The organism is Paenibacillus sp. EB106-05-06-XG162 (assembly GCF_058791655.1).
Genome location: NZ_JBYTDT010000030.1, coordinates 13,946 through 36,002 on the forward strand (window position 1 = coordinate 13,946; position 22,057 = coordinate 36,002).

The window sequence follows — 22,057 nt, forward strand, 5'->3', positions numbered from 1 at the left end:
TGCGTTAAGCTAAATATTGACCAATCCTTCCGCTTAACTCCTCATACGAGTAAGGTCTATCATTAATATCATTGAGTTCACCTACAATTTGAAACTCTCGAAATACGAGGATTCTTCTAGCGAGCGTACACAGTTCAGGCAAGTCAGATGAAATGACGATAATCGATTTCTTCTCAACCTTCGCTAAATTCCAAATCAGCTGATGAATGTATTCCTTCGCCCCGACATCGACACCAACAGAAGGTTCATCGATAATTAAAATATCACAGCCTGCGGCGATCCACTTCGCAATACTTACTTTTTGCTGATTACCCCCACTCAGTCCACCAACAATATCGTCAGAATTATTAACTTTGATATGAAGAGCTTTAATCATTTGCTCTGCTTCGGATTCTTCCAATTTCAAATTTATTTTATGGATCGCAGGCTGAACAACTTTCTTCCAGATGGTGATTCCGATATTTATTTTTACAGTTTCCTCCAGAAGAAGGCCTTCTTCCTTGCGGTTCTCGGAAACATATCCTAATCGATATTTGTATAGACTGTCCGCCATACTATGAATAGACGCCTTCTTGCCGTGTATCCATACTTCACCAGCGTCCATCTTATCTTCGCCGATCAAGATCTTGGCTAATTCTGTCCTTCCGGATCCTACAAGGCCATAAAAGCCCAATATTTCACCTTCGTGCAAATCCAGATTAATATTGTTAAATCGCCCTGCTTGCGTTAGATGCTTCACTTCTAGCACTTTATTGTTTGTGTTAATATCCAACTGACCTAAATCATGATCTTTCATTTCCCGGCCAATCATCATTTTGACGATATCTTGTTTGGTCACATTCCCACGATCCATAGTACCCACATACTTGCCATCGCGAATGACGGATACTTTATCACAAAGGGATAGAACCTCCTCAAGTTTATGCGACACAAATATAAGCACTACACCTTGTTCTCTTAATTTAGTCACAAGCGTGAATAGTTTTAAGGCTTCATGTTTCGTTAGTGAGGAAGTCGGTTCATCGAGCAGCAACACCTTTGCATTTGAAGATATCGCTTTGGCGATTTGAACGAGCTGCTTCTGTGCTGCACTCAGTCCGGCAATCAAGGTTGCAGGATCCATTTCCAAACCGACGATCTTTAAATATCTGGCTGCCTCGGTATTGATCTGTTTCCATTTGACAATGCCAGCGCTTGCAAACTTTTCGATCTTATCTATAAAAATATTCTCAGCAATACTGAATTGAGGAATAACTTGTATTTCCTGATTCACAATACTTATCTCGTGATCCAAGGCATCACGAAAGCTTTCGAATCGCACTTTCTTACCGTTTAATAGAATCTCGCCTTCATCGGGTTGATATATGCCGCAGATGATTTTGATTAACGTACTTTTCCCTGCGCCATTTTCCCCTAACAGTGCATGAACTTCACCAGGTTTGAATGTTATGGACACATTGTCGAGCGCCTTAACACCTGGAAAAAATTTGCTAACACTCCTCAATTCCAGCATACATTCTCTCCTCTCTTATTTTTTTCGGCGTGAACTATATTTGATTCGTAAACTCTCTGCGATGACTGCAAGCATGATGATGGCCCCAAGGAAAGTTTGTTCATAATATACATTGGCACCAAGCATAATTAATCCATTATTAATGAGTGCAATCATTAGCGAACTTGCAAAAAGCCCTATCGCGCTTATGGCTCCTCCATTTAGAGCAGTTCCCCCAATGACGGCCACAGCGAACGAAATAATCATCCAATCGCTTCCTGTTGCCGGTGTAGCCGACCCCATTCTGGAGATCCATAACACACCTGCAATAGCAGCAAATATACCTGATAACACATGGCCCATCAGAATGATTTTGTCCGTTTTAATTCCCGAATAGCGTGCAGCTACCAAATTCCCGCCCGTCGCAAGAATTTGTCTTCCGATCACGGTGTACTTAAACACATACCACAAGACGATTAACGTAAAAATCATAAGCCAAAATAAATAAGGTAATCCGAGCAAGCCCTCCCTTCCAATAAAAGTAAACCCCTTCGAAATATTCGTGTAAGGAAATCCTTTGGATATACCAAATACAAGACCCGTAAAAATAAATGAAGTCGCCAGTGTCACGACAAACGCATTCAATTTCAAACGAACGATTACAATACCATTGAGATAACCAGCTGCTGCTCCAATGATGAGTGCGAATAGGACTGCCACGGGGCCAGGTAATCCCAGTGTATGCATGGTATAGCCTGCTGTAACGACTGAGAGTCCGCCAATCGCCCCTAAGGACAAGTTCATTCCACCAATGACCAGCACAATCGCTTGACCTAGAGCAACGAATAAGAACAAGGATGTGGTTCTAAAGACATTAAACAAATTGTACGAAGATAAAAAACTGGAAGATCCCATTGCAAATACGATAAATAGGATCAATGAAGCCACAACTACACTTGTATCACTTCGTTTCAAGATTGATAATAGAACTCCTTTTTTGGGATAACCTAGCTGAGATTCCATGATTACATTTGAATTTTTTCCCATAATCTTTCCTCCCGTTCCCCTTTTTGTTTACTTTGATATCTATAACATGTTTCATGTATGATTTATGAATAGATTAACGTGAATGTCCTCGAGAGTTAATAGAAATTTCCCCGATGATGGTCTAAAATTCCACTTTTAATAAAAAAAGCTGCCTTCCTCGAAGAGAAAGAGCAGCTTTTGTACATGTTTTCATTTGGTTTGATTCATCATTTCTGTGATTCCCTTTGCTGCGGCATCTAATCCTTCCTTAGGTGACATATCACCTATAATGATTTTTTGCAGGTACGGATATAAAATATTGGATAACGGAATCCACTGTTTAATCGGCGGAGGTGTGCGAAAATCCTCTTTTAAAGCAATATTTAATGTATTGTAGAAGTTTTGCTTTCGCTGATCTCCTTTTTTTGCATCATTTAATACTTGATCCCATACCGAGAGGCGAACAGGAGTTGCACCCAGCTTTGATTCGTTCGTCATATTTTCAGCGTTTGTCAAAAACTTGATAAGTGCAGCAGCTGCCTGTTTATTCTTACTAGCTTTCGTTATTGCGAATCCATGAACTCCACCCCAACCTGGATGAATGCCACTTGGCCCTTCAGGCGCACGAATTACGTCAAACTTGCCCGCAACCTTTGAACTTTTCGGATCATCGAGTGTAAAATACCACCCCGGCCAATCCGAATATATGGCGATTTTTCCATTCGCAAAGTTATTTTCTACTTCATCCCACAGGAAATCAATAACACCTTTTGGCATTGCGCCCGCTACATACAGATCACGCAAATATTGAGCTGCCCTCAAGCCGCCTGATTGATTTATTATGACATTCCTTTTATCATCAAAAAAATCACCACCAAACGCTTGCGTCAGTTCCATGAAACGGCCTGATAATGCTTCTTCCTTGCCTGCAAATTGTGTTCCTGATAGGTCCGTACCTTGCTTGGCAAAAAAAATTGAAATGTCTTTCAATTGCTCCAACGTTCTTGGAGGTGCCAGATCATAATGATATTCGCTCTTAAACTTGCTTCTGTTCGTTTCGTCATAAAACAAATCCGTCCTATAATAGTACACGCCAATATCTGCGAGCCTTGGAATCATGTACAGTCTCGAATCTATTTTACCGGCATTTAATATCGATGGAGAGAAGTCTCTGAGCTCATCCTCAGTAAATAAATACTCCAATGATACAAGTGCATCCGCGTAGCCCGGGAATTGACTGGAATGCGTTGAAATAACGTCATAGTCAATTTTATTAGCTGTAAAATCGTTTTTCAGCTTCTTGTCCAAATTAAAATTATTATCTTTAAATATGATCTCTACCTTTGCGCCTGTCTCTTGCTCAAACTTATGAATGGACTCATATAAGGACTCGTAAGTGCCCCCACCGATTAAAGCCGCTTTCAGTTTGACTCCTTCAAAAAAGGTATTGTTTGTAATTCCAGTCGCCGAACGCTTAACAGCCTTTACTGGTTGCTCCGAATGTAATCCAATTATCAATAAGCCCATCCATATGAGAAAAACAATAAGTCTCGTCCATTTACTACACATGGTCCCCTACCTTTCGCCAAATGGAAAAAGCAGCTTTTCAATTTCATAGTTATACATATTGAATTTTGTTATAACTTCGGAGCCAGTATCAATTTGAGGGCTGATTTTCTCCCTATTCAGAAGCTGTACGGATGTCTTTACCCCTAAGTAGCCCACATTAAATGGCTTTTGTACAACTAGGGCTTGAATCTCTCCTACTTCAAGTTGGTGAATCTCTTCAATTGAGCTGGAGAAACAGACTAGTTTCACCTTTCCAGACAAACCAAGTTCTTTCACTGCCCTAGCTGCGCCCTTAGTTCCCGTCTCGTTTAAAGCAATGATAGCGTCTACGGAATCAGGATTACTGAGAAGTTGTTTAGTGAACTCGTAAGCTGCATTTTCTCCACTGCTATAATAAGTATCCATGATTTCGATTCCTGGATGCTTCACAAGCACCCGCCTCACACCTCTTTCCCTTTCCATCTGTGACAAGGAGCCTTGATCAAAATTAATAATGGAAATTCTGGAGCGAGCAGAAAGCAACCTTAAAGCTTCTTCTCCAGCTTTCATCCCTGCTGCAAAATGATCCGTGGCAATTACACTACTCGCGAGGTTTCCTGTTAACTGCGCATCAATTGTAATAAGCGGTACACCTGCGTTTATAATTTTTTCAGCAATTAGAGTCATCTTTTCAGCATCTATTGGAGCCAAAATAATGCCTTCGGGCAGTGGTCCATACTTTAGGATGGTATCCACGATTTTAATTTGATTGTCCGCATCATTTTCCAAGCGTGGAGCTACGATTTCCACCTGTGCTCCGAATTCTTTTGCAGCAACCTTCGCACCTGCAGCCAACGTTCGCCAATACTCTACGTTCGGATCGCTCGTCTTTGTAACTATGATTATTTTGGGCTTAGTCTCTAGTACTTTTTCTGGGGTAAAATCAATGAAGCGCACCATCAAGACGAAAGCGGCGCAAAGCAGTGGTACAATGGTAAGTAATGCCATTTTCCTTGTTCGCATCGTTTCGCCTTCCTTATTCTATAATGGGGATACATATCGTAACCTCAGTACCTTCACCCTGACTTTTAAAGCTTAAACCGTACGGTTCCCCGAAAGAAAGCCGTATCCTCTCATTTACGTTTATCACGCCAACGCCTTTGTCTTCGATACTATTGTGATTCGATAAGATTTGTTGCAGTTTCTCAGAATCGATACCTATACCGGTATCGATCACTTTCAGTAAAATACAATCCAGTGACTTTTCGCCAATAATATGGATTATCCCCGGTCCGCTTTTATATTTAATCCCATGATAAATGCTATTTTCAACCAGCGGTTGTAAAACAAGCTTAAGTATTTTGCAATGCCAAATTCCTTCGTCGATGTCAATTCGAAAATCCAGTTTTGACTTATAACGCATTTTCTGAATCGTCAAGTAATTTGTGATATGCTCTATTTCCACTTGAATCGGAATTAATTCACTGCCTTTGCCTATGCTGGCTCGCAGCAAATTACTTAGAGCTAAGGTCATCGTCACAACTTCTTCCATTTTCTTTCCTTCTGCCATCCAAACGATCGAACCTAGGGTATTATATAGAAAATGCGGATTAATTTGCGCTTGGAGCGCCTTTAGTTCGCTTTTACGTTTAAACTCCTGCTCCACCACGATTTGATTCATCAATTCTCTTATTTTACCGATCATAATATTAAAACGTTTGCTTAATTTACCAATTTCATTTGTTGATATAATATCTGATCTTATATTGAAGTTCCCTTCCTCAACTTCTCGCATATACGATTCCAGCCGTTTGATCGGAAGTGAAAGTTTATGAGAAATAATGACCGCGCAAATTAGACCGATCACGATACATAGAGCGCCCGTGAATAGAAAGGAGCGTTTCATTGCCTCCTTATTGCTCACAAGCTCATCCAAATATGCAACACCAACGATTTTCCATCCATATCCAGTATCTTTCGTTGTATACATACGGCTGTTAGCGCCTTCATCTATAACAATACTGCCATTGTCATAGCGAAGAACTTGCTCAATCATTTCAGACTTTAATTGACTATATACGATTTGTTGTTGAGGATGATAGATAACATTCCCCTCTTTATCGACGATAAAAATATATCCGCGTTGACCAATGCTAATGTCGCTACAAATGTTGTTAATCACATCAAAGTCCAAATCGATCGAGAAAACGCCGAGACTCTGTTTATCATTGTCGCTCCGAATTTCTCGGCTAAACGAGATGACCCAACGGTATTCTTTCAAATATATATGTTGAACATACGGCGAAGAGATAACGACTAGCCCTTGTGCCTCCTTCGCATTAACAAACCAAGACTGGTTGCTTAAGTTTAGATTAGGCTTCAAATTTGCATCGGATCGATCGGATACGTAATAAGAACCCTTATCACCCGCTAGAATGATAGACGAAATATCTTTGCGAGAACTCCGTATAGATTGAAAATAATTGCGTATTCGAAGCCTTGCTTCGTCATCAATTTTCAGAGTGTTATTATTCGGAGAACTCATGAAATTCCTTATATCCGCATTATTAAGGGCCATTAGCGTGGTGTATTCCATGTTCGTAATATACGATTTAATATTCCTGTCTACTTGATCGATAATTTGCGATGTATAATCTTGTGATTTTGTCCTAACTGCATCTGCGGATAACTGATATGAACTGAAGCTCATAATGATAGTAGTCAATAAAATGAGACAGGAGAAAGCCACTGCTATACTCGATTGAATACGGGTAAACGCAAACCGACGCATTGTACTTCACCCTTCCAACCCGTTCTTCAATTCGCTTCTAATTTTCTCACGATACTCTGTTGATGAGAGACCCGTTCTTTTTTTGAATATTAAACTAAAATAGTGAGGATCTCGATAACCTGTTTTGTTCGCAATTTCATACGTTTTGAAATCGGAATATTTCAACAACTCCATGGCCTTCTCTATCCGGATTCGAGTGAGATATTCAATGAAAGTTTCCCCGGTATGCGATTTAAAGATTGTACCAAAATAGCTTGGACTCATTTGAAGATGCTGGCACACATCGTTTACAGATAAAGTTTCTTTTGAATAGTTGCCCATGATATAGTCTTCAGCCAAAATAACTTTATTTTTCGAGATATTGTTCCTTTTTCCTGTAATACATCCGATTACCTGTTTACAAATTCCTTTTAGCCACAATTCGATTTCGATCAATGTCTTAAATGTGTATATTTCGTCAAAAGGATTAATCGGATTTACAAATAACTCCAATCCCCCCAATTCATTAATTGTACTCATAAGCGTTATACCGATTTTTTGAATATAAATCAAACACGTCTGCATCGGAATTCTTGCCAGCTTTAAATTTCTTATACAATCTTCAATAACGAGATCAACTTCTTCTGCTGTACCTGTTTTCAAAGCCAAAACCAGCTTTTTTTCCCAATCGTTCGAAATTTCAACAGGACTTTTATCAGATCCTTCCAGATCGGAAAGAGATATCACATTGTCTTTACCTATTAAAAAGCGATAATCTAGCGCTGAAATCGCTTTTTGATACGATACGGCGATTTCTTGTAAGGAAACGCAAGCGCTTCCAATTCCGATGGTTACTGTAAACTTCAGAAACTTCCTCACACATTGACGTGTTTCTTCTGAGAGAGCCTGAGCCAATGCATAAACGCTGTTCATATCATCGCTAGAAAGTATGGATACAATTTTGTCGTCACGGCTCCGAAATACGATGCCGCCCTTCTTCTCTCCCATGATTTCTTCGACGATATTACAGACAGCGAAGCGCATCAGTTCCTGTTCGATCACTGAGAATGAGTTGCTTCGCTCACCAAAATCATCGATATCAATGACAACCGCCATACAGAAAGATCCAGTCAGTTGAATATTAAAAAGGGCAAGTTTCTCATTCAATACTTCTTTCTTTAAAACGTTAGTGACCATCGATTCAAGGAATCGTTCTCTAAGAAGCGGAAGACTTATATTGAGTTGACTTTTAAGTTTATTCAAATCCTCTTTCTGTCTAAATTCCTCATCCATGTCTAATTTCACTTTATTAAGTACAGCCCGTAATTGACTAGAAGAAATGGGCTTCAACAAATAATCATAAACCTTTAGCTTAATTGCCTGCTGTACATATTCGAATTCATCATAACCTGTCAGCACAACGACTTTGACATAAGGATATTTATCAAAAATTTGACGTGTTAGCTCAAGTCCATCCATAAAAGGCATATATATGTCAGTCAAAACCACATCAGGTATATGCTCTTCAAATGCTTCCATGGCTTCAAGACCATTTTCAAAGCTGCCTATGAAAATGAACCCATGATCCTTCCAATGAATGAGCTCTTCAATACCTTCTCGCACTAACTCCTCATCATCGACTACAGCAATTTTGTACATAACTCCTCCAACCTATAGAATAGTGAACGCGACTCTTATTAGGATTAATATCCAAAATAAACCATTTACTATTTATGTATATTGTATAATAAACTTCTAGGCTCTGGTGAAAAATCTCCAAATCTCTTCCATGATAAAATGGATTGAATATTTGATGAGGACACTCCTTATTCAAGATCTGAGATCGTTCCATCATAAATTAGTAAAACCTGTAACCGGAAAAAGATGCCGGTACAGGTTTTTTAAGACAATGAATAAACATTTCATTTCAAGAATTTCTTATAAGATTTTAAGTAAAAAAACCTACATCCTAGCTAACCGTTCAACTGCAGTCAGATATGATGTAGGTCTTCCAAGTGGACAAAGCTTAATGATCAATTATAATGGCGGCTGCACCAATAGCAACTTCCCAAGCTGGATCACCGTTTGTTCATACCAAGCTGGATGCTGCCGAACATGCTCCATACTTCGTTCATTGCCACATGCCTCAAACACGGCCGCTTTGTCTGTCTTCTCGGTATCGACTTCGAAGCGAACCGTATGTCTCCCATTTGGGAGCTCCGGCAAGAATACGTACTGATTTCGATTATGATCGTTGTGTGGTGTGAATCGATCGACAACAAAGGGTTCCCCGCCATCCACCGATACCTTCAATCTGCCAGAATCAGGCCCACCAATATCGAATAGCCCGATATGGGTGCCCTCGAACGCCACCGTGATAGCCTCTCCAGGATCGACTGCCCGCCATAGGCCGGGGAACAACCAATTGTACTCGCGCACTAACGATGAATCATCGGGAGTCATGTAAGACCATCCTACGGAAAATTGAGTAAGACGATCCAGTGGCAGCATGGTCGCATACTCCCAAGGATTAGACGGGACCAACGGATTCTGAGGCAAGTGATGTTCCAAACTTCCCGGATGATCTCGAAGTTCGCTCATTTTCTCAAATGACCGGGTGATCGTATCCGTGTAAATCTGGTGTCCTTCGGGAATGGTCGGATGGATCGAATCATGCGTAAAAATAATGGCTCCTGGATTGGTCTGGTCTGCACTAGAGGTGAAAATGAGCTTTCCCTCGGACACCAGTTGACTGACCGCTACGCCCAGATGAATCGAAGGAATACCGTAATAATCGGCCACTTCCTCTTGCATGATAGCCCCCTTCTGGTATACCCCAGACTGAAATCCGGGCACATCCCGCTCCTTCAGCGTATAAACGAACAGGATATCGGTATACCGGCTCTGCTTGCGGATCTGACGGACAATTCCTTCGATCCGCGCCTTGGATTCGGGATCTCCGCCGTCGTTACCCACAAATTCAACAAATACGAGATCAGGCTGATGACGCAGTACATCCATCTCCAGACGGGCGCAGCCGAGGTCCGATCCTGTCCCAGAAATGCCTGCATTCACAGAGCGGATATCCGCATTGGGATATTGCCCTCGAAGCCAATCCGCTGTCATGACCCTGTATCCTTCCGAACGCGTATTACTGCCGCCAAAGTAGACGATTGTTACGGTATCCCCATTTTCCAACTTAGGAATGACATTAGGCAGCCCTCTTCGAGGGAATAATTCCTTCATCATCACGACTTCACCTGACCTCACTTATTGTTTTAGGAGCAAACCATTTTACAGCAAATACTTCATAATAAGGCGAACCGTACGTTGCGCAGAAATTAATCCGGATTCGGGTTACAGCTTTCGCATCCACCTTATGTTTATTCAACGTAAGATAATTCCCACGGATGATGATTTCCCTCTCGGTTCCGTCTTCTAAGGTTAAGGTCACATCATAATCTTGGATAAGCGGCTCGATCGGGTCATCGAAATGCTCCAAATCTAACTGTGAATTGAAAACAAGATGGATTTCGTCGACATGTTTGGGGCTTGCATAACAGAATTCCAACCATTCCTTTCCTTCCGTACGTTCAGAAATCCAGCCGTTCGGCAGACCATACGGTCTGGAGAAGCCGTTGATGACATTCTCGGGATTATACATATTCTGGGATGGCAACAGATCCTTAAAGCAAATGTTCTTATTGAATTTCTTCAGCATAGACGGCTCTTCCGGCCTATAATGGAAGCTGACCGCTCCTGTCAATTTCTCTTCATTGCCATATACGGCAAGGCTCGCCGTACCTTCCAATACGATGTAGATTTTGTCGTCAGCTGGCTTCTTGCAGCCCAAGTCTAGCGTAATCCAGTCGTCATGACCTTCTGCAATAACCAAGCGGTAGTCTTTCAACGCGCTGGTGGGAATGTAGTTTTCCTTCCGATCCCCGCCAAGCAGCTTCACATGCAGCGTCTCCGAATGCTTGGACATATTTTTAATTTTGATCCGTACGCTCTCAGCCACGGATGTCTGAATCGGCAAGACCAAACACAACGCTTTCGCCAAGGAAATCTCTTCGGTTGGATGAAGATTCTCATAGCTGCGCTGAGACGAGGCACGAATAGTCAATCCGTCAGCGAAGTAAGGATCCAATTTCTCTTGAAGCCCTACAATCGTTTGCCCGTCTCGAAGCAGTAGCGCCTGCAGCTCCCCCATATGGGCTTCGACGATGTCCGCGGGGTCTACCTCATATTTCAAGCATAACGAAGCAGCCGTTCCAACCGCCTGCCCCATACAACCACAGGTTGCCATAACCCTTGTAGATCCGAAAGCCACATGGGTAGCACTGATATTGCGACCAGCGAACATGAGATTAGGAATATTTCGTGAATATAAACTGCGGAAAGGAATATTGTACAATCCAGGCACGAAATTCCATGCTGTAGCCGGCCCCTCATCGTAGATGCCCTTATTCGCATGTAAATCCATATACCATCCTCCGACGGATACAGCATCTTCGAAATGCGGCTTTGCTGTAAGGTCGCTCTGAGACAACATGTGTTCCCCAATAAACCGCCTCGACTCCCGCTTTCCCGGAATCGGGCATACATAATCCAAGATGAGATTGTCTACATCATCAAATTCGCCGCTATTTTTGATATAATCCCAAATCCCGTACACCAATTTCCGCAGTTCTAATGCAATGTCTTCATTATTCTTGATAATATCCAGATGTCCGCCGTATTCCAGCCACCACAATCCGCCAAGTCCGTTGATTTTCCTTGGGAAAGACCGATGGTTCAAGCCTTTTCGGATACTATCGAAAAAAGCCAACTTCGTAATATCATAGGCAAAGCCAGGCCTTTTGTAAGGAACGGAATATTCTACGTCACGGGCTTGGAACAGGATCGTATCGCCCATGGTGTAATGGTCCGCGACATCTGGGGCCAATTCTTCCTTGTATTCATGCTTCGCTTCTCTCCCCCATTGGAAGTGGGCACCTGCCTGATATCCGACAACCCCATCTCCTGAGCAATCGATAAAGGTTCGGCTTTCAAAACGAAATTTTCTCTCGGAAGCCAATTGAAGGCCCTCCACCCATTGAATTCTGCCGTTCTCCATCCCCGTTTCATGCACGCAAGTATTCAGGAATAGAGAAATGTTAGGCTCATCATAGACCATGTCGAGCAAGACCGTATCCGAAAGCGAAAGCATAAGCTTCTTGTTGTATAACGGATTATAGTGAAAGATCTTCAGCTTGAGTTCTTCCACCAACCCGCCCTCACGAGCATAATAAGATGGACTGTTTCCGAGATATGCCGATCCGTTGATATGAACCCTGACCTCGCTGCTCGCATTTCCTCCAAGAACCGGTCGATCATTAATAAGTGAAACCTGCAGTCCTTGGCGTGCGGCAGCTATGGCAGCGCATATCCCAGCAATACCTCCGCCTACGACGGTTACATCTGCTTTAATAAGCTCCATTTCGATAACCTCCATGATTAGATCCTTCTATCATGGTAGTCCTTTTAATCCCTTTTTTTTTACATGATTTCGCGAAAAAATCACACATTTTTTGCATCCTTATTTGGATTCGTACCTTGTCATTTTTATCCGATATTGCTTAGGCGTATCGCCCGTATATTCTTTAAATAATTTGCAAAAGTAACCTTCATTGACGATACCCACTTCATCGCACAATTCCAATAAAGAATAATCCTGAACATGTAACAGCTCGAGAGATAATTGAATTTTTTTACGGTTGATGTAGCTGATCACGCCTTCGTTCATTGTTTTTTTGAATAAGCTGCTAAAATACGATGGTGCTAAATTCACTTCCTCGGCAATCGCCTCGAGCGTTAATCGCTGTTTGAGGTTTTTCTCTATAAACTGCATGGCAAGCATGATTTCTGCACGATGTACAAGTTGGCCCGCGTGTACATATTCGAATGTGAAGTCAACAATATAAGCAAGCTGTTCCCGAAAAGCCATAAATTCGATCGGGAACTCTGCTACTTCCGTGGTCAACTTGTTCCCCGATTTAAACTTCAGCGTAATGTCTCTGTACAAGTCTCGAAGCATGGGTGCCATGATGGACTTTTGAATTTTATGGTCCATAACAAATTGGTTCAAATCAGCAAATTCTTTCTCTATCTCTTCTTTGGAAGCATTCCTTTTCACCCAAGCAAGAAAATCAGCCAGCTTCTGCTGAACGTCCTCTTTTCTGTCATTATGGTAATGAAACCGATGCAAGGGTGTTTTGAGTACTTTCTCGGTATGATAATAGAAATCGTCACTCACATTTTTAGCTTCCGTGTACGCTTGTTTGATAGATTCCCACCCTCGGTGCGGACCTCCAAAAGCGACGGATACCCTTTGATTCAAATATTGATGCAAATGAGAGATGATCTGCCCCCCCAATGACTGGCATGCATATTCCGTTTCCATATCACTGCGATGATTTTCCCAGGAAAGAAAGCCAATAAAACGATTATCAGATAGCTCCGCAGCTACACCTATGCCACCACTCATCACTGTTTCTTCGATAATATTCGTCATCGCATATTTCAAGATGTTTTGATCAGCGGCTGCATATTCGTTACGGAAACTTTCATACAGATTCATTTCAACAATGAAGCAGCAATAGTTGGCTTGAAAGAAATGGAACTGCATGGGATTGGCAAAATCCGATGCCCGATGAGACGAAATTTCTCCTCTAATTAGCTCGTTAAAAAATTGCTTGCGGACTCGATATTTATTTTCAAGCACGGATACGTTTAATGATTGAATTTCCGCTTCTTTTTTCTTAACCTCATTAATGATCCCGGCTGCCTTATCTAAAGCTCGATTCAAATCCGCTTCCCTCAGCGGAACCTTAACAATGTACTCCAATACGTTGGCTTGAATAGCTCGCTGCGCATATTCAAAGGATGAATAGGCGGTCAATAGAATGTATTGGGTATGGGGAAGCTCTGGCTTTAGCTGCTCAATCATAGAAATTCCATCCATTCGCGGCATAACGATATCAGATATCACGATATCCGGCTTAAGCTTTACGATCTCCTCGATCCCGTTCAGCCCATTATTCGCTTTTCCCACTAGAAGAAATCGACTATCCCTAAGGGAGAGCTCGTTAAAAAACAATTCCAATCTCTGAATGATTAGATCTTCATCGTCCACAATGAAGCAAGTGTAGTGTCTCACCATCATGCATCTCCTTTATACAAGCCTGCTGGGAATAAAGCGCGAACACGGGTTATTTCCTTCGGTATGCTTATGATTTGGAGCCCGAACTGTTCTCCGTAGTGAAGTCTTATACGACCATGAATATTATTTAACCCGATTCTCTTCCTTTTCACTTCCACATCACTCGGTTCTGTATGTAAAATACGCTTTATTTTATCCGTCGGAATCCCCTCGCCTTGATCAACGACTTCGATGATGACGAAGCCGCTCTCTCTATACGCATGAATCGTGATAGGGCCTTCGATCCCCCCTCCGTTATAACCATGGAAGATACTATTCTCCACAAGAGGCTGCAGCAGCATTCGAAAAACCGGAAAATCTAGTAACCCTGCTTCGATATTCTCAATCAATTGAAAGTTTCGGTTATAGCGGATGTTCTGGATCTCGATATAGTCCGATACATTTCGCAATTCCTGATGAAGTGATACCTTCTCCGAAGCATCATCAATCCCGTATTCCAATAATGAAATGAGCGACCCGATCACCACATCTACTTTCTCTATTTGTCCGAGGCGTATAACATTGCTGATCGAACCAAGCGTGTTATAGAGGAAATGAGGATTAATTTGAGACTGCAGCACTTGGATTTCCAGCTTTCGCTCAAGTTCATTATGAAGCTCCCCTCGCCGAATCAGTTCCACAATTTGCTGCAGCATACGATCGAAGGCTCGGGAAAGATCACCAAACTCATCATTTCGGTTAATCGTGATTGTCGTTGTGAGGATGCCTTGCTCCACCCGCTTCATTTTTGTTTTGAGCGCATAAAGTGGATTTCTTATATATTTGGCAATAAAAAAAGAAATAAACAAGCTTAAGAGAAGTCCTGCAGCTAGAAGCTCGAAATAATAGGTTTCCAATCGGGACAAAGCAGCTTTCAAACGTGATTCATCGTTGATCGAGATGATGGTCCAGTTGAATTTCTCCATCGGTTTTTTCAGCAGGGTGACCGGAATGCCATCCTTGGTATGCAGTTGAAAGCTTGTTTCTGTCGTATCCAGAATTTGTTCCGCTGACGTATCCCCGATTGAAAACGTATGATCTTGATCATTTAGCAGTCCTTTATTTTCAGAAAACCCGGCAATGATTTGACCCGAAGCAGTGATCAGAGCCAGGTTCATTTGTTCTTGTTTATTAATCTTGAACAAGGTTTCTTCCATGGCAATTAGATCCAAATCAACCGCAATGGCCATAGGAAACGGAGCGCCGTTCAGATATCGAACCATCGTAACGGTCCAGCCGGAATACTTCGATTTGTAAGGATTACTGACAAAGGTAATCCGTCTATTCTTGTCAGCCGCATCAAACAAAGGTTCTCTTTCCGATAAAGGTTCATCGAATATTCGAGTTGGTGTACTTCCACCTAAAATGGATAAATCGTTTTTGATCAAATAAATATTACTGACATAATTACTGTTGAGTTCATAGAGCTCTCTTAATTGCTTTTTAATCACTTCCGGATTGTCGATGTTGGCTTTTACCGATGTCTCGACCGAAAATAGGATCGTCTGGAAGGAAGAAAAATTAACCGTGAAATACTGATCAACTTTGTCTAGGATTTGATTGGTGTAATAAATATCATTGGTTCTTATTTCCTTTTGGACATAGCGATAAGACAATTGGCTGATCAAGACGATGCAGCTTAACACAAACGCAAACACGATAAAAAATAATTTTAAAGGCATGCTGATTCTTCTTCGCATCCATCATCTTCCTTCTAATTCCGTATTAAACTAAGAATAGCATATGACAATAAAGAGAGGGGCTATAATAGCCACTCTCTTCGCTTATTTTACTTGATGATGCCTGCTTCTTTAAATTGCTTGATGGCTGTTTCCTTATAGGTCTGCATGTCAAACTTCGTATCTAACGTTTGGAGGAAATTGTCCCAGTTGGAAAGAGGTTCTTTGCCCGTCATAAATTTGACTAAGCTTTCATTAATGTAACGTGTGCGATCAGCTGCTAAGGTATCACTGGGGTCTGCGGTCAATAAATTTCCGGGCAACGTTGGCCCCACATATTGCTGATTATTCTTGAAAGCTTCTGCTGTCTTAGGATTTTGGAAGCTGAAGTACTCCGCATCATCACCACGGCGCGGCATTCTATAATGATCGACCCATAGGTACTTTTCTTTCATTTCCTTCGATAATTCGGAGGTTTTATTTTTGATCTTGCCGTCCACCACATCCCAATGAATCCCTTTAATTCCGTATGCAAAATTCGGATAGGCTTCTTTGTCCGTAAAGAGATAATTCAGCATGGACAAGATCCGAATGATTTTGTCCTTATCCGCTTTCGCGGATATGGCCCATGAATTGCCTTGGAACGATTTTCTCTCTACAATTTGATCACCGTAAGGACCTTTCATTGGAGGAATGACGATCCATTCCGGCACCTCTCCACTGATTTCTTTCATTTTCTGTTGATAATCCGGTTCCAGCCTACGGGCATCTCTTATCATGAAGCCAACTTTACCTTTAAATAACTTTTGGTCCAACAAATCAGGCGTATTCATCGTCACCCAGTCGGGGTCTACCACATTGGCTTCCATCATTTTATGAATGTAAGCAAGCGCCTCTTTCATTTTGGGATCGATAAATAGGAATATCGGTTGATTATCTTTCACTTCAATGGCCGAGGGAGGATTGACGCCAAACATCCACATCAAGCTATCGAACCCATAGGTTTGCAGGTTGCCTTCTTTATTCATACCGCCGATGAATCCGTACGTATCGTTCTTGCCATTACCGTCTGGGTCTTTCTCTGTAAAGGCTTTCATAACTTCAAAGAGTTCATCAGGTGTCGTTGGCACTTCCATATTCAGCTTTTTCAGCCAATCATTGCGGATGAAGAAGCTTCGACTGATACCGTTTACATTATCATAACCTGGGACTCCAATCGTTTTTCCTTGGTAGGACATCGCCTCCCAGGAATCACTACTAAAACGCTTCTGCAATTCAGGAAATTGATCCAGATATGGTGTCAAATCCGCAAGTACGCCTTGGTCGTAATATTGCGCGAGATCAGCCCGACTCTTCAAGAAGATCAAATCCGGAATATCCCCGCCTGCAATGAGCGTATTCAGTTTGGTTGTTGCTTGCCCAGCTTGAGGAATCATCATATCCAAGTCGATGTCCAATGCTTTTTCTAACATTTGGCGTTGAATATCTTCTTCACGAGGCGGTATCGGAGCGGCAGCATTGAAAGTACCTTGGTTAAACATCGTGATTTTCATTTTGTTCGCAGACTTACTAGCCTCGGATTGAGGACTGTTCGAAGCTGTCGGTTTAGCTTCTTCTTGGTCCCCACATCCTGACAATAGCGTTCCCAGTCCAACAATCGCAGTCAGAACAAGTAATGAAATCTTTTTACGTTGCATATTGACCTCTCCTTTAGCTTGTATATATATTATCACGGTGTCCCGTAACAACCTAGATAAGAATTGCCTTTTAACCTTTAATCGAGCCTAGGAGCACACCCTTCGTAAAATGCTTCTGCATAAAGGGATATACGATTAAAATCGGAACCGTCGTCACGACGACAGCGGCCATTTGCACAGCGAACTGGCTAACCGCCCCGGAAGAGGCCATCGAATCCGCGCTTTGTGTTGCGACGTTAAGCAGTATGTTGCGTAAGACAACTTGGAGCGGCATTAGGCTCGAATCATTTAAGTACACAATCGCATCGAAATAACTGTTCCAATGGCCCACGGCGTAAAATAAGGAAATGGTGGCAAGGACGGGCAAAGAAAGGGGTAAAATGATCCTCCATAACGACTGAAGTTCACTTGCGCCGTCGACTCTCGATGATTCCTCGATTTCAGCAGGCAATTGCTCGAAAAAGCCTTTAATAATCACCAGATTAAATGCACTAATCAGATGCGGAATAATTAATACCCAAGGACTATTTAGAAGTCCCATCGAGCGGACTAACAAATAAGTCGGAATTAACCCCCCACTGAACATCATGGTAAACACAATGAATATTAGAAACGGACTGCGTCCCGGCAAATATTTTTTGGATAACGGGTACGCCGCGAGTACCGTAAAAAGAACATTTAACGCCGTACCTACAATCGTTCGAAACAACGTAATTTTATACGCTTGCCCTATCCCATGAGAAATGAATACTTCTTTATAGGCTGCAAAGGTAAAGGTTTCTGGTAGAATAACAATGCCTCTTCTTAACACTTCTGATTCTGGTGTTACCGAAACAGCAACCACATATAAAAAGGGAAGTAAGCAAAGCAGTGATAGTAGAATAAGAATCGTATAAACGGCTGCTTGCCATACCTTTTCCCCGATCGTCAGTTTAATCATATCTCATACCACCTCACCAAATTTGCCCATCGAATTTTTTGGCGATCTTATTCGCAGCCAACACTAAAACAAATCCGATAACAGCTTTAAACAACCCCACAGCAGTAGCCAAGCCAATCTTAAGACGCTCCAGCCCTTCACGGTATACCCATGTGTCAATAATATCGATCTTCTCCTGGTTAAAACTGTTGGCAAACATGAAGATTTGGTCAAAACCAGCGTCCAGGATGTGGCTCAATTTAAGAATCAGCATCAGGATAATGACGCCTCGAATGCCAGGTAATGTGACATGCCATAGCTGTCTCCATTTGGAAGCGCCATCCATTCTAGCCGCTTCATATAAGCTTGGATCAATACCCGCTAGTGCAGCAAGGTACAGTATCGCCCCCCAACCAATGTCCTTCCATATTTCAGATGAGATGACCAGCAGTCTTCCCCAAGCAGGTTCCGTTAGGAAGGAGATCGGCCCAACACCATTTTCCTTCAAAATCATATTAAAAAGGCCATCTCCTGGGGCTAATAATGCCACCATCAGTCCATAAACGATGACCCACGACAGAAAATGGGGCAAATACGTGATCGTTTGTACGATTTTCTTGAACCATTGGGTATAAACTTCATTGAGAAGCAAAGCGAGTACGATGGGAGCAGAGAAACCGAACAATAGCTTATACAGCGATATAATAATCGTATTTCTCATGATGTCCCAGAAATAAACACCGTTAATAAAATCTGTAAAATTTTTAAACCCTACCCATGGGCTATCCCAAAGTCCCAACGCCAAGTTATAGTTTTTAAAAGCAATGATGATTCCCGCCATAGGAATGTATTTGAATATGGCAAAGTAAAGTAATGCCGGGAACAAAAGAATATACATCACTTTATACTTTTGAATCGTTCTTATCCAAGAATTCCGCTTTTGGGAGCGGGGAATGGCGTCCGCTGCCAATCTCGCTTGCATATCCTCACCTCTTCTCTATTTATAGTCGTATAATAACACCCCCCTGTTCGATAAATTTCTGTGATTTCAAGAATTTCTTATAAGATATTAAGTAAGTATGGCCTTAGAAAATTGCAATGCAAAAGTCATAAAAAAACGGACAGCGTGATCGCAACCGTTTCTAGGTGCCGAGGCAAGACAGAAAATTGGGACTGTGTGCAGCGAATAAGATGATCGATTTCCAGTTAATGACATGATCTGTATCGTCATATATAATAGATTGATAGTCAAAATTAATGGAGGAGGAATATCCTTGGACTCTACCTTGCAAATGTTAAAAGCCCTAACCGACGCCAACGGCGTACCAGGTCACGAAGACGAAGTGCGCGACGTTATGCGGGAGCACATTGCCCCTTACGCTGACGAAGTGACGGTTGATCATCTCGGCAGTTTGATCGCCAAAAAAACGGGCACGGTCCCGGACGGCCCTAAAATTATGGTAGCCGGACATTTGGATGAAATCGGTTTCATGGTGACGCGGATCGACGACAAAGGCTTCCTATACTTTCAAGCGCTCGGCGGCTGGTGGGAGCAAGTGATGCAAGCCCAGCGTGTGACCGTCATGACGCGCAAAGGGAACATTCCCGGTGTGATCGGCTCGAAACCGCCGCATATTCTATCGCCGGAAGCGCGCAAAAATCCCGTTGACAAAAAAGAGATGTTCATCGATATCGGCGCGGAAAGCAAAGAGCAAGCTACGGAGTTCGGCGTTCGCCCGGGTGACTCCATCGTACCGGTTTGCGAATTTACCGTGATGAAAAATGAAAAACTGCTGATGGCCAAAGCATGGGATAACCGCATCGGCTGTGCCATCGCGATCGATGTACTGAAGCAATTGAAAGACGCTGAGCATCCTAATACCGTTTATGGTGTCGGTACTGTTCAAGAGGAAGTCGGCTTACGCGGAGCGAAAACGGCCACAAATATCATTCAACCAGATATCGGTTTCTCGGTTGACGTTGCGACCGCCGGCGATACGCCGGGTGTGAGCGAGAAGGATGCCTTGGGCAAACTGGGCAAAGGGCCGCAAATTCTCATTTTTGACGGATCGATGATCTCGCATCGCCGTCTACGCAACTTCGTTACCGACACAGCGGATGAGCTCGGCATTCCTTATCAATTCGACTATACCGCAGGAGGCGGCACCGATGCTGGCGCCATTCACGTGACAGCCGGCGGCGTACCGTCGCTTGCGATTTGTATTCCAACGCGATATATTCACTCGCATGCGGCGATTCTCCACCGCGAGGATTTCGAAAATGCCGTGAAGCTGATTACCGAAGTAATCAAACGATTGGATAAAAACAAAGTGAAGGAACTTACATTCGGCCAAGGGTAAGGAGCGACTGCGCGCCGTTTTCCCTATTTGGTGCCACGTGCGATCGAAGAATTGAACTATCGTTCTCCTTCGTATTATGAGGTCAGCCAGGTTTTTGGCTGACCACTTTTATTTTTGTAGTGTATTTGTCAGTAGGCGATGCAGATCGATCGTTCCCTTGGGTTTATGAGAGGGAGAGTATTTTCATGAATCCAGAGATCAGTCTGGAATTCAGTTCCTAGAGGAAAAGGGGGACGTTTAGTCAGAAATTGAAAAAATTGCAATACTAAAAATAACGAGGTGCGGTGGTCATTCATAGACCAACCGCACCTCGTTTTTACTAAAGCGTGTGTCACGCAGTAGAACGCTAATTTTTGTGATATTCCAGAAATAATTAGAAACGGAGCCCGCAAACCCGCGTGGCTCCGTGTTTGTTGTTTCATAATTTATTAGAATTTGAAGACTGCCACAGCAAATAAGGCGATTTGTTGCAAAATTTATTAGAAAAAAATTTATGACCTTATGTATAAATATACAAACTTTTTTAACGCCACAAACCTCATCATTCTCAAGGACTGGCACTTAATAAAAACTATCGTGTCCCGTTAGTTCAATCCACTATCACTATACATTGACATTACTGAACGAATTTTATTCTCCGCTCGTAAAATGTCTTTTCGTCAGGTGCTCCAAATCCGTACCCGTCTCTGATGATTTGGTTAACAGGAACATGAGGGGTTAAGGCAATTTTTCTTTTACTGCCTTCTGATACGGTAACGATAAAGAAGTAGTTCACTCCGTTTATGTAATATTTGTCCTCCCTAAACACTTCGTAGTCAATAGCCACATAAAAAATTTGAGGAGCGTTAACTGATTCGATATAACTAGTAGGTAAATATATTTTTCCGTATTCGAAGGGTATTTGCTTCGAAGCGATAAGATGTGCTTTTTTGATATTGAATAACCCAACCTTGTGTACTTTATTTTGCTTGTTGTTGAAAAAATCAATAAGTTCATCACGTTGACCCTTAACCCATAAATCAGGGATGTCAGACCATTCTTTTTCACTTATTGAGTTGATGTAACTTATAACTAAGTTTTCATCTTTTGCGTATGCTAAATTTGCCGTTAACATGCTCAGCCAAAGTAAAAGTAATAACGATATTTTTTGTTTATGCATTTAGGCATCCCCCCGCATATTCTCAGAATTAGTATGCCCATGAATTCTAACAATTTGTAACAGGTGTTTTCATAATCCTGACCGTTACTAGAGTAAAGGGCTGAGTTTTTTTTCAGCCCCTCCTCATCAAACCGTACGTGAGGTTTTCCCTCATACGGCTTTCC

General features: G+C 42.2%; 15 protein-coding genes. 1 reads left to right on the forward strand and 14 read right to left on the reverse strand.

Annotated elements, in window-relative coordinates:
* Nucleotides 1-4: 4 nt before the first annotated feature.
* The 13 genes from AC3WU2_RS30255 to AC3WU2_RS30315 form a co-directional block, all read right to left on the reverse strand.
* Entirely contained in the window at nucleotides 5-1,513 is a 1,509-nt protein-coding gene (locus AC3WU2_RS30255; protein ID WP_492458540.1) for a sugar ABC transporter ATP-binding protein, read from the reverse strand.
* A 15-nt stretch (nucleotides 1,514-1,528) separates the two neighbouring features.
* On the reverse strand, nucleotides 1,529-2,539 hold the full coding sequence (locus tag AC3WU2_RS30260) for an ABC transporter permease (protein ID WP_492458541.1): 1,011 nt from the start codon (nucleotides 2,537-2,539) through the stop codon (nucleotides 1,529-1,531).
* A 189-nt stretch (nucleotides 2,540-2,728) separates the two neighbouring features.
* Nucleotides 2,729-4,036: an ABC transporter substrate-binding protein gene (locus AC3WU2_RS30265; RefSeq protein ID WP_492458542.1), complete on the reverse strand. Its 1,308-nt coding sequence runs from the start codon at nucleotides 4,034-4,036 to the stop codon at nucleotides 2,729-2,731.
* 57 nt (nucleotides 4,037-4,093) lie between these two features.
* The gene (locus tag AC3WU2_RS30270) at nucleotides 4,094-5,089 is read right to left on the reverse strand and encodes a substrate-binding domain-containing protein (protein WP_492458543.1); all 996 of its coding nucleotides are present in this window, start codon (nucleotides 5,087-5,089) and stop codon (nucleotides 4,094-4,096) included.
* A 13-nt stretch (nucleotides 5,090-5,102) separates the two neighbouring features.
* Nucleotides 5,103-6,857: a cache domain-containing sensor histidine kinase gene (locus tag AC3WU2_RS30275; RefSeq protein ID WP_492458544.1), complete on the reverse strand. Its 1,755-nt coding sequence runs from the start codon at nucleotides 6,855-6,857 to the stop codon at nucleotides 5,103-5,105.
* A 6-nt stretch (nucleotides 6,858-6,863) separates the two neighbouring features.
* Complete coding sequence (locus tag AC3WU2_RS30280; RefSeq protein WP_492458545.1) at nucleotides 6,864-8,495, reverse strand: response regulator; 1,632 nt, start codon at nucleotides 8,493-8,495, stop codon at nucleotides 6,864-6,866.
* Between the two features lie 378 nt (nucleotides 8,496-8,873).
* Nucleotides 8,874-10,085, reverse strand: coding sequence for an SGNH/GDSL hydrolase family protein (locus tag AC3WU2_RS30285; protein WP_492458546.1), 1,212 nt, complete (start codon nucleotides 10,083-10,085; stop codon nucleotides 8,874-8,876).
* Between the two features lie 7 nt (nucleotides 10,086-10,092).
* On the reverse strand, nucleotides 10,093-12,318 hold the full coding sequence (locus tag AC3WU2_RS30290; RefSeq protein ID WP_492458547.1) for an FAD-dependent oxidoreductase: 2,226 nt from the start codon (nucleotides 12,316-12,318) through the stop codon (nucleotides 10,093-10,095).
* A gap of 99 nt (nucleotides 12,319-12,417) precedes the next feature.
* The gene (locus AC3WU2_RS30295; RefSeq protein WP_492458548.1) at nucleotides 12,418-14,043 is read right to left on the reverse strand and encodes a response regulator; all 1,626 of its coding nucleotides are present in this window, start codon (nucleotides 14,041-14,043) and stop codon (nucleotides 12,418-12,420) included.
* Complete coding sequence (locus AC3WU2_RS30300; protein ID WP_492458549.1) at nucleotides 14,040-15,779, reverse strand: sensor histidine kinase; 1,740 nt, start codon at nucleotides 15,777-15,779, stop codon at nucleotides 14,040-14,042. Before AC3WU2_RS30300 ends, AC3WU2_RS30295 begins: the two co-directional genes overlap by 4 nt.
* An 89-nt stretch (nucleotides 15,780-15,868) precedes the next feature.
* Complete coding sequence (locus tag AC3WU2_RS30305) at nucleotides 15,869-17,455, reverse strand: extracellular solute-binding protein (protein WP_492458550.1); 1,587 nt, start codon at nucleotides 17,453-17,455, stop codon at nucleotides 15,869-15,871.
* A gap of 70 nt (nucleotides 17,456-17,525) precedes the next feature.
* A complete protein-coding gene (locus tag AC3WU2_RS30310; protein ID WP_492458551.1) occupies nucleotides 17,526-18,395 on the reverse strand; it encodes a carbohydrate ABC transporter permease in 870 nt (289 codons plus the stop codon).
* A gap of 13 nt (nucleotides 18,396-18,408) precedes the next feature.
* Nucleotides 18,409-19,356, reverse strand: a complete 948-nt coding sequence (locus tag AC3WU2_RS30315) for an ABC transporter permease (RefSeq protein ID WP_492458552.1) — start codon at nucleotides 19,354-19,356, stop codon at nucleotides 18,409-18,411.
* A 232-nt stretch (nucleotides 19,357-19,588) separates the two neighbouring features.
* On the opposite strand from AC3WU2_RS30315, the gene AC3WU2_RS30320 reads away from it, so the two are divergent.
* Nucleotides 19,589-20,734 carry a M42 family metallopeptidase gene (locus AC3WU2_RS30320; protein WP_492458553.1) on the forward strand — a complete coding sequence of 382 codons (1,146 nt, stop codon included), beginning with the start codon at nucleotides 19,589-19,591 and terminating at the stop codon, nucleotides 20,732-20,734.
* Nucleotides 20,735-21,350: 616 nt separating this feature from the next.
* On the opposite strand, the gene AC3WU2_RS30325 is transcribed toward AC3WU2_RS30320, so the two are convergent.
* The gene (locus tag AC3WU2_RS30325) at nucleotides 21,351-21,893 is read right to left on the reverse strand and encodes a hypothetical protein (protein ID WP_492458554.1); all 543 of its coding nucleotides are present in this window, start codon (nucleotides 21,891-21,893) and stop codon (nucleotides 21,351-21,353) included.
* Nucleotides 21,894-22,057: the final 164 nt, after the last annotated feature.